Source organism: Chryseobacterium sp. Marseille-Q8038 (assembly GCF_965111995.1).
Genome location: NZ_CBCOPN010000001.1, coordinates 1,151,202 through 1,166,287, shown reverse-complemented (window position 1 = coordinate 1,166,287; position 15,086 = coordinate 1,151,202). Strand labels below are relative to the sequence as shown.

The window sequence follows — 15,086 nt, the reverse complement described above, 5'->3', positions numbered from 1 at the left end:
TTTTACTCTTTCTTAATTTTAAATTTTACTACTGTTCAGCATTTTCAGTTGAACGCAGAGTATCTTTCAAATTGCTTGCCAAAAATATTTTTTATGAGTAAAATCAATAAAAAAATCACTTAGTGTTTAAGTGATTTTTGAAATATATAATTGATTTACAATTAATTATGAATTTAAATAAACATTTGTTTAGAAGAAATCTAAATTGACAATTTTGTCAAAAATAGCTTTTAAAGGGAATTTGTTTCTCCAAAAAACGTTAAGCATCATTTAATTTTCTATAAAAAGATAAAGATTCAAGGATATTTTCCTGGCTACACTGATGATCATACGTACAAGAACCTATTCCTGAAAGCAGAGAAAAGTTGATTTTACTGTCTGTATTCTTTTTATCATTTAATAATAGTGCTGTGATATCTTCATCTTTGAAATCGCTGATATCAAGGTATGGATAATATCTCTGGATATTTTCAATGATCATTTTTGCGTCTTCTTCAGAAATAAGATTTTCAAGCCAGGCAAGATGCGCTTCTGCAATCATTCCCATAGCAACTGCTTCACCGTGAAGGATAGGATTTTGCTGTTGTAAGCACAAACTTTCCACAGCATGGCCTATTGTATGCCCGAAATTAAGTGTTTTTCTGATGTTCTGCTCATGGAAGTCCTGATCTACCACATTCTGCTTGATATTCATTGAAGCCTGAATATGTGGGGTTACCGTTTCCACTTCCAGCTTACGGATCTGAATCAGCTGATCCCAATGATTTTTATCAGCAATTAATCCGTGCTTCAGCATTTCAGCAAAGCCACTTCTTAATTCTTTAAAAGGTAATGTTTCTAAGAATTTTGGGAAAATAAAGATCTGTTCAGGAAAAGCAAAAGTTCCCACCATATTTTTAAAGTGCATCAGATCAATCCCTGTTTTTCCTCCTATGGAAGCATCACACATGGATAAAAGGGTAGTAGGAATGTTGATAAACTGTATTCCTCTTTTATAAGTAGATGCAACAAATCCGCCCATATCCGTAATGACACCGCCACCAAGATTGATAACCAATGCTTTTCTATCCGCCTGCATTTCCGTAAGAATTTCCCAAAGGCTGATTGGCTGTCTGGATATTTTTCATTTCTTCTCCGGCATCTAATCTCTAAAATTTCAAAACCAAGATCAGTTTCCATATTTCCTAAAAGAACAGGAAGGCAGTATTCATGGGTGTTTTCATCTACAAGAATGAAAATTTTACTGAAAGATTTTTCGTGAAGAAACTCGTTTAGCTGTGAAAAATTATCGTTTAATATTGTTATCATCTTCAAATTTATGTAAAGTTAAAATGTAAACTATAGTGCAAAGTTATGATTCTTAATTTTTAACTCGTAACTAAATTACTATCTTTGCAGAAATTTTTAGAATGAGCAGAGATAATAATAATTCAGACAGACCAAAGAGACCAAGAATTTCAACCAAGAAAAGTTCTGATGATTCTCGTGCTTCCAGATCTGGAAATTCTTCAGGATCAAAGCCTTTTAAGAAACCGTTCTCTAAAGACGGGGGAAGAAAAGGGGCAGAACATCAGGGATCCACTTCAAGATTTGAAAAGAAACCTTTCAAAAGAAATACAGACAGCTCCGAAGGTTCCAACGATGAGATGGGATCAAAATCTGAAAGAAAACCATACATCACGAACAAAAGTGAGAGTTATGAGAAAAAATCTTTCGGAAAACCAAAGAGAGGAGGAAAGAGCTTTGATGCAAGAGATAAATATGAAAGAGGTAGTCTGAAATATGGCAGAAGACCCTCTAATGGAGATGAAAGAGAAGACAGAGCAAAATCTTTTGTACAAAAAAGAAGGTTAAACAAAATTGACAAAGATGTTCATAAAGACACAATCCGTCTCAATAAGTATATTGCCAATTCAGGGATCTGCAGTAGGAGAGAAGCTGATGAGCTTATTACTCAGGGACTTGTAGAAGTAAACGGAAAGGTAGTCAATGAAATGGGCTATCAGGTACAGAAGACCGACAGAGTAGTTTTTGACGGACAAAGTATTACTCCGGAAAAACCTGTTTATGTACTTTTGAATAAACCAAAAGGCTACATTTCTACAACGAAAGATGACAAAGCTAGAAAAACAGTAATGGATCTTGTAGCGAATGCTTCTCCTTACAGAGTTTTCCCGGTTGGAAGATTAGACCGTTCTACAACGGGTGTTATTTTATTGACGAATGACGGGCACATGACTAAAAAATTAACGCATCCATCTTTTGATGCTAAAAAGATTTATCATGTAACGTTAGATAAAAAACTTACGGGTGAAGATTTACGTCTTATCGCAGAAGGAATCCGTCTTGATGAAGGTGTAGCAGTTGTTGACCAGATTTCGTACATTGAAGGAAAGCCTAAAAATGAGATCGGAATTGAGATTCATATCGGATGGAATCGTGTTATCAGAAGAATATTCCAAAGATTAGGATACGAAGTGGAAGCTTTAGACAGAGTGATGTTTGCCGGATTAACGAAGAAGAATATCAAGAGGGGACACTGGAGAATCCTTACAGAACTGGAAGTGAATAACCTTAAAATGCTTTAGAATAATGATGAATTATGAGTTATAAATGATGAATGACAGATTCAGTTTGTAACTTAATTTCATTCTTTTAAACAGTACATTTAAGTGTAAAGAATAAAAAAGCGCAGAATTGTGTTCTGCGCTTTTTGTTTTATATGGTGATGAAGTCTATTATTAAAGTATTTCTTAATTCATAACTCATCATTTATAATTCATCATTATCCTAACACGGTTACTCCTTTTTCAATCATGTCGTAAATGGCATCTCTTGCATTGTCAGGTTTTACGTTTACAGCACGTGTTCCGTTGAAATGAAGGCAGGTTACATATCCGTTGGCCACAGCATCCTGAGCCGTGAATTTAACGCAGTAATCTAATGCTAATCCTACGATTTCAACCAATTGAATGTCGTGATATTTCAAGAAGTCATCCAATCCGGTTTTCATAAAATGATTATTATCCTGGAATCCGCTATAGCTGTCTATTTCAATATTTTTACCTTTTTGTATAATGTGGGTTACTTTATCTCTGTTCAGATCTTTGTGAAATTCTGCTCCGAAAGTTCCCTGAATACAGTGATCCGGCCACATAAACTGTGGAACACCATTCAAAATAATACTTTCTCCTACCTTTCTGCCATTGCTGCTTGCAAAACTTTTATGACCTGCAGGATGCCAGTCCTGCGTCAAAACCACCTGATCATATTCATTTTCCTCCATCAGAAGATTGATATAAGGAATAATTTCGTTGGCTCCAGGGACTGCAAGTGCTCCGCCTTCACAAAAATCATTCTGTACATCGACTATTATTAACGCTTTTTTCATATTTTGATTTCTCGAATTTTTGATAAATTTAAAAAAACTAAACCACAAAAATTTGTCCAAAACATAATTATCGGACAAATCGGCAATGTAAATTTTCAATACTCCCGAAATGAGTGGTTTACAATTAAAATAATTGTATTTTCTTTGAAAAGTATGGCATTTTTGGGACATACACCAAATATCAATAACGTATCTTTGCAGGAAATAAGTATTTTTTATGTCATTTGAGTCTTTAGGATTATCACACAATATTATTCGTTCTGTTAACAAATTGGGGTATTTAAAACCATTTCCAATTCAGGAGCAGGCCGTTCCCGTAATTTTACAAGGGAAAGATCTGATGGGAATTGCACAGACAGGTTCTGGTAAAACAGCTTGTTTTGTGATGCCGATTTTAGAAAAACTACAGAATTCGGAAGTTAAAAAAGACCGTAATGTTCAGGTTTTAATATTGGTTCCTACCCGTGAACTGGCTATTCAGATTGATGAAGTCTTCAGAGCTTTTACAGAAAATCTGAAAAGAGAAGTCCGAACAATGGCTGTTTATGGAGGAGTTTCTATCAATCCGCAAATGAAAGGAATATTTGGGGTGGAAGTTCTGATTGCAACTCCGGGGCGTTTATTAGACTTAATTGATCATAATGCCCTGAGTATTTCAGGAATTAAACATCTGGTGATTGACGAGGCAGATAAAATGTTTCAGCTTGGCTTTGGTGAAGAGATGAATAAGCTTTTTGCAATGATGCCGGTAGCCAAACAAACCACTTTATTTTCAGCAACTTTAAATGATAAAGTTTCTGAGATGAAAGAACGTCTGTCCATTAATCCTACCATTATTGAAATTAAAAAAGAAGAAGTTGAGATAGATAATATCGAACAGCTGGCCTATCATGTTTCTCCGGAAAATAAAGGTCCTTTTTTAAGGTATTTAATTAAGGAAAAGAAAGTTGAAAAAGCTCTTATTTTTGTCTCGTCCACAAGATCTGCAGACAATTTGGTAGAGAAGCTTAAAAAGAATAAAATTAAAGCTGTGGCGATTCATAGTCAAAAGTCACAGGGTGCCCGTAGAAATAATCTGGAAGAGTTTAAAGTAAATGGAGCTCAGATTCTGGTGGCTACAGATCTGATTGGCCGTGGAATTCATATTGAATCTCTGCCATGTGTTATCAATTACGAATTACCGCGTTCTCCTTTAGATTATATCCACCGCATTGGTAGAACAGGGCGTGCCAACGAAAAAGGAACAGCAATTAGCATTCTAACAGATGACGAATTGCAGCATTTCAGAGTCATTCAAAAGAAAATGGGAAGAAAAGTAACGCTGCAAAGGACAGAAGGTATTGATTTACACGGTTATTAATGCTTGATTTAAAATAAAAAAAAGGCTTCAGTTGATACGCTTGAAGCCTTTTTTAGTGAAAAATTGGTACCACAAAAATCATTATCTGTACAATTAATGCTTTATTCACCTTAGATTCTTGAATTTTTGATAAATTTACATCCAGTGATATTTGAAAAATTGTCTGAAAAGAAAATGATCGGACAAATCGGCAATATTTAAAAATTAAAACCCTTGAACAATGAGTGATTTAGAGAAAAAAAAATTTCCAATAGGACCGTTTGAAGCTCCTGAAAGCATCTGTGACACCACCTTGGATACTTATATCAAAGTGATTAAAGACTTTCCCGGCAGACTAAAAAATCTCATTGAACATTTTACAGACGACGAATTGGATACTCCTTACAGAGAAGGTGGCTGGACGGTAAGACAGCTTGTGAACCATCTTTCAGACAGTCATATGAACAGTTTTATCCGTTTTAAACTAGCTCTTACGGAAGATAATCCTACAATAAAACCCTATGATGAAGCGAAATGGGCAGAACTTCAGGACAGTTTCCATATGCCTGTAAAGCCGGCCATGAGAATGTTGAAAGGAACACACCAAAGATGGGTGGTACTTCTTAAAAGCCTTACCAATAAACAGTTTGAAAGAACTTTTCATCATCCTGAGCACAATAAAAATTATGATTTAAGAGAAAGCCTTGCTTTGTACGCCTGGCATTGTAATCATCATTTTGCTCATATTGAAAATCTGAAGAAAGAAAAAGGTTGGTAAGAAAGCGTCTTGATAATCCCATATACTACAACGAAATTGTAAAGAGAATTTCTTTGTTATCTGAAAACTCCATAGGAAAATGGGGGAAAATGAGCGTATGCCAAATGGTAAAGCATTGTGATCTAGTTCTTCAGGTAGCCCTGCAAAAAATTGAACTTCCCCGTATTAATGTGGTATTCCAGACAATAGGAATCATTACAAAAGTAGAAATGTATGTTTTCAATAATGGAATTCCCAGAAACATGCCTACTTTTCAAAAACTAATCGTTAATTTTGAGTGTGATTTTGATGTATCAAAAACCAATCTGCTGAAAACGCTGGAAGAATTCCGGGAAGCTTGTGAAAAAAACAGGCTGCCGGATCATCACAGATTATTCGGAAATATGACTGAAAAAGACTGGACATTTTTAGAATATAAACATCTTGATCACCATCTAAAACAATTTAATGTATGAGTTTTTTTGATAAAATATTTGGTGGAAAAAGCGAAACCCCTGATCAAAAATCATTCTGGAAAAAGATAGAGTCTGAGGAAGACCTTACAAAGGCTATAGAAGACTCTTTTCAGAATAAAATTGCTATATTCAAGCATTCAACAAGCTGTTTCATCAGTAAGACAGTACTGAAAAACTTTGAAAAAGAAGTGGAGAATTCAGATCAGCCGGTTCATGTTTATTATCTGGATCTTCTGGCTCAGCGTCCTGTTTCTAATAAAATAGCAGCAGATTTTGACATCAGACACGAAAGCCCGCAGCTCATTGTAATTGAGAACGGAAAGTCCATAAACAATGCTTCACACCAGGATATTTCTTTAAGCCAGATTGTATCATGAAGAATATAAATAATTATTTAGCTAAAGTTTTAAATGTTCCGCTTCAAAACGTGAACACCTGCAGCCTGCATTATGAAGTAAAGAAAATTCCTAAGAACCAGTTTCTTCTTCAGTATGGCGAAATATGCCGTCATATATTCTTTGTAGAAAAAGGACTGATAAAAATGTATTCTATTGATAAAAACGGAAAAGAACATATTATACAGTTTGCCCCGGAAAGCTGGCTGATTTCTGACCGAAGCAGTCTTTATTTCAATGAAAAATCCATTTATTATATAGAAGCAGTGGAAGATTCAGAAGTTCTGTTTTTACATCCTGATTTCTTTAATAAATTGGTGGAACAGTTCCCAAACAGTATTGAGAGAAGTGATTTTCTGCTGCAGAAACATATCAGAAGTCTTCAAAACAGGATCAATTCTTTATTGGGAGAGACGGCAGAAGAAAGATACATGAAATTTATTAAAATGTATCCGGATTTACTGTTGAGAGTTCCACAATGGATGATTGCTTCTTACCTGGGGATTACTCCTGAGAGTCTTAGCCGTGTAAGAAAAGAGCTGGCAAGAAAAAACTTCGTTCCGGATAATAAATAAAGAAGGCTGGAAGATGGGAGAGGGAAGCTTGAAGCTCTGGTAAACACAAAAGAACTTGACAGTTATTATTCAAAGATCCTTAATAAGAATCGGCATAATCTATTCTTAAAACCATAATAATTTCCATTTTCCAGCCTCCTTACTTTAAATAAATTTTTCTGGCAAGATTTCCTACCTGTCTGAGCTTTGCCTGTGTATTTTCCGACCAGGGAAGCCCTATACAAAGTCTCATACAGTTTTCAAACTGCTCCTGAAAAGTAAACATTCTTCCGGGAGCTATACTGATGTTTTGCTTGATGGCCAGATCATATAATTCTGTGGTCCGGATTTTTTTATCAAATTCTACCCATAATGATAATCCTCCCTGTGGACGACTGGTTTTAGTGCCTTCAGGGAATGATTCTGCAATAGTCTGAACATAATTCTGATAGTTGAACTGTAAGGTTCTGCGAAGCTGCTGAAGGTGTTTTTCGTATTTCCCAGATTTCAGAAAGTTGGCAACAGCTTCATTCACAATAGAAATAGAAGATGTGGAATGCAGGAGTTTTAATTTCATGATCTTATCTTTATATTTCCCAGGAGCAATCCAGCCAACACGATAGCCGGGAGCCAGTGTTTTTGAAATCGAACTGCAGTACAGTACATTTCCGTCTTTATCGAAAGATTTGCAGCATTTTGGACGGCTGGAACCAAAATAAAGGTCTCCATACACATCATCTTCTATCAGCGGAATATTGTTTTCCGACAATATTTTTACAATTTCTTTTTTATTTTCGTCAGGCATACAGCTTCCCAGCGGAGAATTGAAGTTGGGAATCAACAGACACAGATTTATTTTGGGAATTACTTTTTTTAAGGCTTCAATTTCTATTCCGGTAGTAGGATGGGTGGGAAGTTCCAGTACTTTTAGGCCTAATCCGTTTGCCAGCTGTAAAATACCCGGATAACAGGGACTTTCAATAGCAACGGTGTCTCCTGGTTTTCCCAGAGCCATTAAGCAGAAAGAAAGAGCATTCATTCCGCCATTGGTAGTAATCAAATCATTTTCGCTCAGGTTTCCTCCCCATTGCAAAGAACGTATAGCAATCATTCTTCTGAGCTTCAGATTTCCCTGAAGTTCTTCATAGTCAGTACCTCCGTCTTTTAATTCTCTGGTGGCATTCACTATTTCTTTTTTCAGTTTTGCCTGAGGTAAAAGATCTCCTGACGGAATACCGATAGAGAAAAAAGTAAGATCCTTTTTGCCCATATTTTCATACACTTTACTGATCAGCTCATCCGGTTCATCATTATTGGCAATCAATGACGGACGGCTTACTTCGGGTAAAGGAAGTTTTGCAGAGAGCAGCTGGCTTACAAAATAGCCCGACTGTGGTTTTGATTCTATCAAAGATTGTGATTCCAGTTCGAGGAAAACACGTTTAGCGGTGTTCATACTCACCTGATGTTCCTGACATAGCATTCTTACCGAAGGAAGCTTGTCGCCGGTCTTTAAAATACCATTTCTGATCTGTCCTGCAATTCCGTCTGCAATTTCTGTGTATAAAAATTCTTTGCTCATATTTTCAAACTGTGCTCATGCAAATATACAAAACTGATACTGTGTTTATCAAATTATCCTTTCTAATTTTGAACCATCAATTAAAACCTTTCTTACAATGATGACAAATCAGATAACAAAAGATGAAAATATAAGCGGATGGATCAATGGCTTCATTGGTGTTGTATTATTTAGTGGAGGGCTGCCTGCTACCAAATTAGCGGTAATGGAAATGAGCCCAACTTTTGTAACAGTAGTCCGTGCAGCTGTTGCCGGAGTATTGGCGTTAATCGTATTATGGGTGGGCAAAGAAAAGCGACCGGTGAAAGAACAATTCGTTCCTTTGCTTCTGGTTTCCCTTGGCTGTGTGGTAGGTTTTCCGCTTCTTTCTGCACTGGCTCTTCAGTATCTTACTTCGGCTCACTCCATTGTATTTCTGGGAATGCTGCCTTTGGCAACTGCTATATTTGGAGTTTTCCGTGGGGGTGAGAGGCCTCATCCTATATTTTGGTTTTTTTCAATTGTAGGAAGTCTTTTAGTGATTGGATATGCTGTTTCACAAGGGATATCAGCGTCACCAATTGGCGATATTCTGATGTTGCTGGCAGTTATTTTATGTGGTATGGGCTATGCTGAAGGCGCGAAATTATCTAAAACATTAGGTGGCTGGCAGGTGATTTCCTGGGCTTTGGTACTGGCATTGCCTGTTATGATTCCTTTATTCTTTATTTATTTTCCTGAGGATATTGGCCATGTTAGTTTCCAGGGATGGTTTGGATTGGGCTATATTTCTCTTTTCAGTATGTTTATTGGATTTATATTCTGGTATAAAGGATTGGCACAGGGTGGTATTGCTACTGTGGGACAGCTGCAGCTGCTTCAGCCTTTCTTTGGTCTGGCATTGGCTGCCTGGCTTCTTCATGAGCAGGTGAGTATGGGAATGCTTGGGGTAACGGTAGGAGTGATCTTATGTGTTGCAGGAACTAAGAAATTTGCGAAATAATTAAAATATATTGAGAATAATACCCCAATAATCCTTTGGGAACTCCTTATAGAAAGCCTGGTTTCATACAGAAACCGGGCTTTTGCTTTAATAATCAAAATGTTGCGATGAATATCAGACTTTTTTTAATTGCAAAAAAATGCATATAAAGCGGATTCTTTGATAAGTTTAGAGCAATAAGCTTGAAAGTGATTGGAATTAATAATTTATTTAACTTTATTTAACATTCTGATCAATAATTAAGGTGCGGTTTTTGCATGCAACCTACAATCGATTGCCAATACTATTTTTACTGAGACTAAGAGGATAGGAAGAAGAAAACAATTCCAAAAAAAGGCTATTATGGTTATCGACGAAAACATTTTGATTTCAGCGGGAGCAGAAACAAGATATTATACCCCTTCAGAAATTATATTCTGTGAAGGGGATATTCCTAATTATTATTATCAGATTGTTAAAGGGGAAGTAAAACTCAACAATTACAATGAGGAAGGGAAAGAATTTATTCAGAACATTTTATCTGACGGGGAAAGCTGTGGAGAATCCATTCTATTTATAGAAAAACCTTATCCTATGAATGCAGAAACTATTACAGAATGTAGTGTTCTCAGACTTCATAAATCTTCTTTTTTTAATCTGTTGAATCAATCTCCGGAATTATATATGGAGGTAAACAGCTTTCTTTCAGAACGCCTTTATTATAAATTCATTATGATGCAGAGTCTCTCCTCACAAAACCCTTCCATACGCTTGAGAGGATTGATGGATTATCTTAAAAGTTCTCAAAAGGATCTGAGCCCTTATTCATTTCTGGTTCCGTTAACAAGGCAGCAAATGGCAAGCCTTACAGGTCTTTGTGTGGAAACTGCTATAAGGACCATTAAACATATGGAAAGAGATAAAATTGTAAGAATTGAAAATCGTAAAATTTTGTATTAACTTAGGCATATTATTTGTAATTTTTTTCATTGAAAAACCTAGTAAAGTATGAAAACAATAAGCTGCATGAATATTGATGAAAGCCTTCTGTACTCTTTTGGTGCAGAAAACAGGGATTATAAAAAACGGGAGTCGGTTTTTAGAGAAGAGGATCATGCGCTTTATTATTTTCAGATCAGTGAAGGAAAAGTAAAACTGAATAATTATAATGAAAACGGAAAAGAATTCATTCATAATATTCTTGGCAAAAAACAAAGCTTTGGAGAAGCCATGCTTTTCCTTAATCAGAATTATCCAATCAATGCCATATGTCTTGAAGATTCGCGGATTATCAGACTTCCCAAAAATAATTTCTTTGAAATGATCACGCAGAATCCTGATCTTTCTCTCGAAATGAATGCCTGCCTCTCCCAGGAAATTTTTTATAAATTGAAAATGATGCAGAGTCTGGCATCACAAAACCCTATGCAGAGGCTGAAAGGCTTACTTGATTATCTTAAAAGCTATCACGATGAAGACTGTCATCAGTGTTACCATATTGCATTTACGCGGCAGCAGATTGCCAATCTTACGGGTCTGCGTGTAGAAACAGTGATCAGAAACTTAAAAAAGATGGAAAAAGAAGGAATGCTTTCTTTAAAAGATCGAAAAATTTTATATTAATATTCATTTTGATGACTCAGATCATAAAATAGTGAGTTATTCTGTCGTACATTTGACATTCATTCTTTCCATACAATTCTTAAGACCTTAGTAAAAGGCACGCAAAAAGCATTTTGCTTTTATTATCGTTTAAAATTACCGATACCTAACTGTTGCCGTCTAATACTAGTCACGGGCTGGAATACGTATCACTAATATTAATATAAAAAAATCAGTTATGAACACTAGAAATTCAGGAAACTAAGGACAATAAAGTCTCATTATTTGGAGTGAGACGTAATTCATAATTCTTTTTCAAGGATTGTTTCTTTAATCAAGTATAAAGAGGTAATCCTTTAATAACAAACACCATTCACACCATGCCCAATAAAATATTAGAAACTAATAGTGCAGTTCCTGCCACCAAAAAAGGAAAAGCAGACAAGCCTACATTGAACAGGGATGAAATGAAAAGCTCCCCACTTCACAAGTTCTTTGTGAGTGCGCTTAAAGATATTTATTATGCGGAAAATGCCATTCTTGAAGCCCTGGAAAAAATGCAGGATGCCGCTACTGCAGAGGAATTGAAAGATGCTTTTGAAGATCATCATCTTCAGACCCAAAAACATGTTGAACGACTGGAAAAAGTATTCCAGCTCATTGATGAAAAGCCTGAAAAGAAAGAATGTAAGGCCATCAAAGGGATTATTGAAGAAGGGGAAGAAGTTATCAAAGCTACAGAAGACGGTACTGCAACAAGAGATGTAGCATTAATTATTGCCGCACAGAAAGTAGAACATTACGAAATTGCCACTTATGGCGGATTGGCCCAGCTAGCCATAACCATGGGACATGATAAAGCTGCGGATCTTCTTGAAAGAACCCTTCAGGAAGAAGAAGACACCGATTCTTATCTTACAGATATTGCAGAAACATCCATCAACTTTGATGCAGAACAAGAAGACTAAACTATACAATAAGCCATGTAGCTTTATGGCTTATTTAATCATGAAATCAAAATATATGGACTGTCAGAAAATTATAAAAACACTGAGACACAAAGATTTTGTAAAAGTGTCCCATACAGGAAAGTGCTTCGAGGACGGAGCCGCAATTTATGCAAAAGAGATCAGAGAAAATATCTTTCTTTTATTTATCATTCTGAAAGATATTGATATTGAAAATATACAGGCATTAATTGCTCATTTCGACTGTTTCGGCAGTATCGGATTAAAAGAACCGGAACAGATCATGTTTTATTTATCCATAAAAGATAAAAATGACCTTCATTATTTTGAACAATATTTGAAAGTTTCCAATAACTAATACCATTTTTTGACTATGACATTTGAAAACGACACTTTGCAACATTCCGAATTGAATAACAAAAATAATGCAATAGAAAATGAGTCATTATTTCCGTCTATTATGAATTCTTACGGAGTAACAGCTTTTCTGATTAAGTCTTTAGAAAAGATTAAAAACAATGCTACCTGTGAAGTTCTGAAAGGAGTTATAGATACTTATCTCGAAGAATATATCCTCAATATCCAGGAGTTTCATTCTAACAACACAACGAAAACTACAGATATGGATGCTGAAATAAGATTTGAATCACCTGCATTTACCTTGTATGCTAAAACAGCTTATTATAAAGTCCTGAAGGAGGAAGAATATATCAACAGGCTTCTTGAAATTCTGGGAAATAAGACAGAGTAATTTCTGCGCCCCATTATTTAACTGCTTTTGAAAGAAAATACACCAACTACAAAAAGATTATGAATATGAACACCAACGAACACAACAAGAAAGCAGAACAACTGGATGTACACAGTACTTCTAACGAAAATGAAAAACTGACTACCAATCAGGGCTTAAAGATCAATAACAATCAGGATTCTTTAAAAGCCGGAGAGCGTGGCCCTTCATTGCTGGAAGATTTTATTCTGAGAGAAAAGATTACCCATTTTGATCATGAAAGAATTCCTGAAAGAGTAGTTCATGCACGGGGATCCGGTGCTCATGGCGTTTTCAAACTTAACAAAAGTCTTGCGGAATACACCAAAGCAAAATTTTTAACAGAACTGGGAAAAGAAACTCCGGTATTTGTAAGATTCTCAACCGTTGCAGGAAGTAAAGGAAGTACCGATCTCGCGAGAGATGCCCGTGGATTTGCTGTGAAATTTTATACAGAAGAAGGAAATTATGATCTTGTAGCCAATAATATTCCTGTATTTTTTATTCAGGATGCCATCAAATTTCCGGATCTGATACATGCTGTAAAGCCGGAACCGGATAATGAAATTCCGCAGGCCGCATCTGCTCATGATACATTTTGGGATTTTATTTCACTGATGCCCGAAAGTATGCATATGATTATGTGGGTAATGAGTGACAGAGCCATCCCGAGAAGTCTGAGAATGATGGAAGGCTTTGGGGTACATTCTTTCAAATTCATCAATGAAGAAGGAAAAGTTCATTTTGTAAAATTCCATTTCAAACCCAGATTGGGAGTTCATTCCGTAGCCTGGAATGAAGCACAGATGATTTCCGGAGTAGATTCTGATTTTCATAAAAGAGACCTTTGGGAAGCTATTGAAAATGGGGATTATCCGGAATGGGATTTCGGAGTACAGTTGATTCCTGAAGAAGATGAACACAAATTTGATTTTGACCTTCTTGACCCTACAAAACTGGTTCCCGAAGAAGAAGTTCCGGTAGAGATTGTAGGAACTTTGACATTAAACAGAAATCCGGATAATTTCTTTGCAGAAACTGAGCAGGTTGCCTTTCACCCGGGACATATCATTCCAGGGATTGATTTTACCAATGACCCGTTGCTGCAGGGAAGATTATTTTCCTATACCGATACTCAACTCTCAAGACTGGGATCTCCCAATTTCCATGAAATACCAATCAACAGATCCATCAACACCGTTCATAACAACCAAAGAGATGGTCATATGAGACAGCAGATCGTTAAAGGAAAAAGCAGCTATGAGCCCAATTCCATAGGTGGCGGATGTCCTTTTCAGGCCATGATGTCTGAAGGCGGCTTTACCTCTCAGCAGGAAAGGGTTTCCGGAGAGAAAATAAGAGAAAGAAGTAAAAGTTTTGTAGATCATTATTCACAGGCTAAACTATTTTACAACAGTCAGTCAACACCAGAGAAGACCCACCTTCAAAATGCATTGATTTTTGAATTGTCAAAAGTCACCCGTCCCGGGATCAGAGAAAGACTGGTAGGTCAGCTTGCCTATATTGATACAGATCTTGCCGGAAAAGTAGCAGAAAAATTAGGAGTGGAAGTTAAAAAACTGGAATGGCCCAATCAAAGTCTGCCAGCAGATAGTAATATCATAGACCTTCAAAGCGAAGAAAAAGAGCCTCGTACAAAAACTTCTGATGCTTTAAGCATGAAGAATACCATTAAAAATACCATTAAAACCCGGAAAATAGGTTTTATTCTGGCGAATGGCGCCGATGGCAAAATCGTCAATGATCTTAAAACAAAACTCGAAGCAGAAGGTGCCAGAGTAGAACTGATTGCAAGAAGTGTAGCTCCTGTAAAATTGAATGACGGTTCAGAACTGACTCCCAAACATTCTCTTAACAGTACGGCAAGTGTCTGTTTTGATGCTCTTGTCATCTGTCCGGGAGAAGATTCCGTAAAAGAACTGATGATGGCTGAAAACAAACATCTGGTTCTGCATTTTATCAATGAAGCATATAAACACTGTAAAGCAATTTACTTTGGAAAGGATACAGAGGTACTTTATCATAATTCCAATGTATCAGCGAAACAGCATGAGGATCCTGCAATCATTACATGGGAGGACGGAGATCCAACAGATAAATTCATCAAGGCTATTGCTCAGCACAGAGTCTGGGATCTTGAAAAGGAGAGAAACGCATAATCATAAAACACCCTTCACACCCATCATTTTAAATATTTTAATATGAAAGCAAAGCTGCTGTCTATTCATTCAGCAGCTTTTTTTAGCCTTTTTTTAACCTCACAAAAAATAT

The 15,086-nt window shown here is 36.2% G+C and carries 15 protein-coding genes and 1 pseudogene; 13 read left to right on the top strand and 3 right to left on the bottom strand.

From position 1 onward, the window contains the following. Positions 1-259: 259 nt before the first annotated feature. A pseudogene (gene aroB / locus ACWPWS_RS05440) lies at positions 260-1,308 on the bottom strand (3-dehydroquinate synthase). Between the two features lie 101 nt (positions 1,309-1,409). Between aroB and ACWPWS_RS05435 the strand changes: the two are divergent. Beyond that, the gene (locus ACWPWS_RS05435; protein WP_454045789.1) at positions 1,410-2,588 is read left to right on the top strand and encodes a pseudouridine synthase; all 1,179 of its coding nucleotides are present in this window, start codon (positions 1,410-1,412) and stop codon (positions 2,586-2,588) included. Between the two features lie 197 nt (positions 2,589-2,785). On the opposite strand, the gene pncA is transcribed toward ACWPWS_RS05435, so the two are convergent. After that, positions 2,786-3,391, bottom strand: a complete 606-nt coding sequence (gene pncA / locus ACWPWS_RS05430) for a bifunctional nicotinamidase/pyrazinamidase (protein WP_105682388.1) — start codon at positions 3,389-3,391, stop codon at positions 2,786-2,788. A gap of 217 nt (positions 3,392-3,608) precedes the next feature. Between pncA and ACWPWS_RS05425 the strand changes: the two genes are divergently transcribed. From ACWPWS_RS05425 to ACWPWS_RS05405, 5 genes are all read left to right on the top strand, one after another. After that, complete coding sequence (locus ACWPWS_RS05425) at positions 3,609-4,751, top strand: DEAD/DEAH box helicase (RefSeq protein ID WP_454045788.1); 1,143 nt, start codon at positions 3,609-3,611, stop codon at positions 4,749-4,751. 220 nt (positions 4,752-4,971) lie between these two features. Next, complete coding sequence (locus ACWPWS_RS05420; RefSeq protein WP_209784485.1) at positions 4,972-5,508, top strand: YfiT family bacillithiol transferase; 537 nt, start codon at positions 4,972-4,974, stop codon at positions 5,506-5,508. After that, entirely contained in the window at positions 5,502-5,963 is a 462-nt protein-coding gene (locus ACWPWS_RS05415; protein ID WP_454045787.1) for a DUF1569 domain-containing protein, read from the top strand. Before ACWPWS_RS05420 ends, ACWPWS_RS05415 begins: the two co-directional genes overlap by 7 nt. Continuing rightward, positions 5,960-6,340, top strand: coding sequence for a bacillithiol system redox-active protein YtxJ (ytxJ, locus tag ACWPWS_RS05410; protein ID WP_454045786.1), 381 nt, complete (start codon positions 5,960-5,962; stop codon positions 6,338-6,340). The genes ACWPWS_RS05415 and ytxJ overlap by 4 nt, the downstream gene beginning before the upstream one ends. Then, on the top strand, positions 6,337-6,933 hold the full coding sequence (locus ACWPWS_RS05405) for a Crp/Fnr family transcriptional regulator (protein ID WP_089691886.1): 597 nt from the start codon (positions 6,337-6,339) through the stop codon (positions 6,931-6,933). Before ytxJ ends, ACWPWS_RS05405 begins: the two co-directional genes overlap by 4 nt. A 139-nt stretch (positions 6,934-7,072) precedes the next feature. Here the strand turns inward: ACWPWS_RS05405 and ACWPWS_RS05400 are convergent, their stop codons facing one another. Further along, the gene (locus ACWPWS_RS05400; protein WP_454045785.1) at positions 7,073-8,494 is read right to left on the bottom strand and encodes an aminotransferase-like domain-containing protein; all 1,422 of its coding nucleotides are present in this window, start codon (positions 8,492-8,494) and stop codon (positions 7,073-7,075) included. A 97-nt stretch (positions 8,495-8,591) separates the two neighbouring features. Between ACWPWS_RS05400 and ACWPWS_RS05395 the strand changes: the two genes are divergently transcribed. The 7 genes from ACWPWS_RS05395 to ACWPWS_RS05365 all read left to right on the top strand — a co-directional run bounded on the left by ACWPWS_RS05395 (position 8,592) and on the right by ACWPWS_RS05365 (position 14,974). Further along, the gene (locus ACWPWS_RS05395; protein ID WP_209784482.1) at positions 8,592-9,476 is read left to right on the top strand and encodes a DMT family transporter; all 885 of its coding nucleotides are present in this window, start codon (positions 8,592-8,594) and stop codon (positions 9,474-9,476) included. A gap of 342 nt (positions 9,477-9,818) precedes the next feature. Continuing rightward, positions 9,819-10,415, top strand: coding sequence for a Crp/Fnr family transcriptional regulator (locus tag ACWPWS_RS05390; protein WP_454045784.1), 597 nt, complete (start codon positions 9,819-9,821; stop codon positions 10,413-10,415). Between the two features lie 48 nt (positions 10,416-10,463). Further along, positions 10,464-11,078: a Crp/Fnr family transcriptional regulator gene (locus ACWPWS_RS05385; protein WP_245169705.1), complete on the top strand. Its 615-nt coding sequence runs from the start codon at positions 10,464-10,466 to the stop codon at positions 11,076-11,078. A 359-nt stretch (positions 11,079-11,437) separates the two neighbouring features. Further along, entirely contained in the window at positions 11,438-12,025 is a 588-nt protein-coding gene (locus tag ACWPWS_RS05380) for a ferritin-like domain-containing protein (RefSeq protein ID WP_454045783.1), read from the top strand. Between the two features lie 55 nt (positions 12,026-12,080). Next, the gene (locus ACWPWS_RS05375; RefSeq protein ID WP_209784479.1) at positions 12,081-12,383 is read left to right on the top strand and encodes a hypothetical protein; all 303 of its coding nucleotides are present in this window, start codon (positions 12,081-12,083) and stop codon (positions 12,381-12,383) included. Positions 12,384-12,398: 15 nt separating this feature from the next. Next, the gene (locus tag ACWPWS_RS05370; RefSeq protein WP_209784478.1) at positions 12,399-12,776 is read left to right on the top strand and encodes a hypothetical protein; all 378 of its coding nucleotides are present in this window, start codon (positions 12,399-12,401) and stop codon (positions 12,774-12,776) included. A 59-nt stretch (positions 12,777-12,835) separates the two neighbouring features. Next, complete coding sequence (locus ACWPWS_RS05365) at positions 12,836-14,974, top strand: catalase (protein WP_454045782.1); 2,139 nt, start codon at positions 12,836-12,838, stop codon at positions 14,972-14,974. The last annotated feature ends 112 nt before the right edge of the window (positions 14,975-15,086 follow it).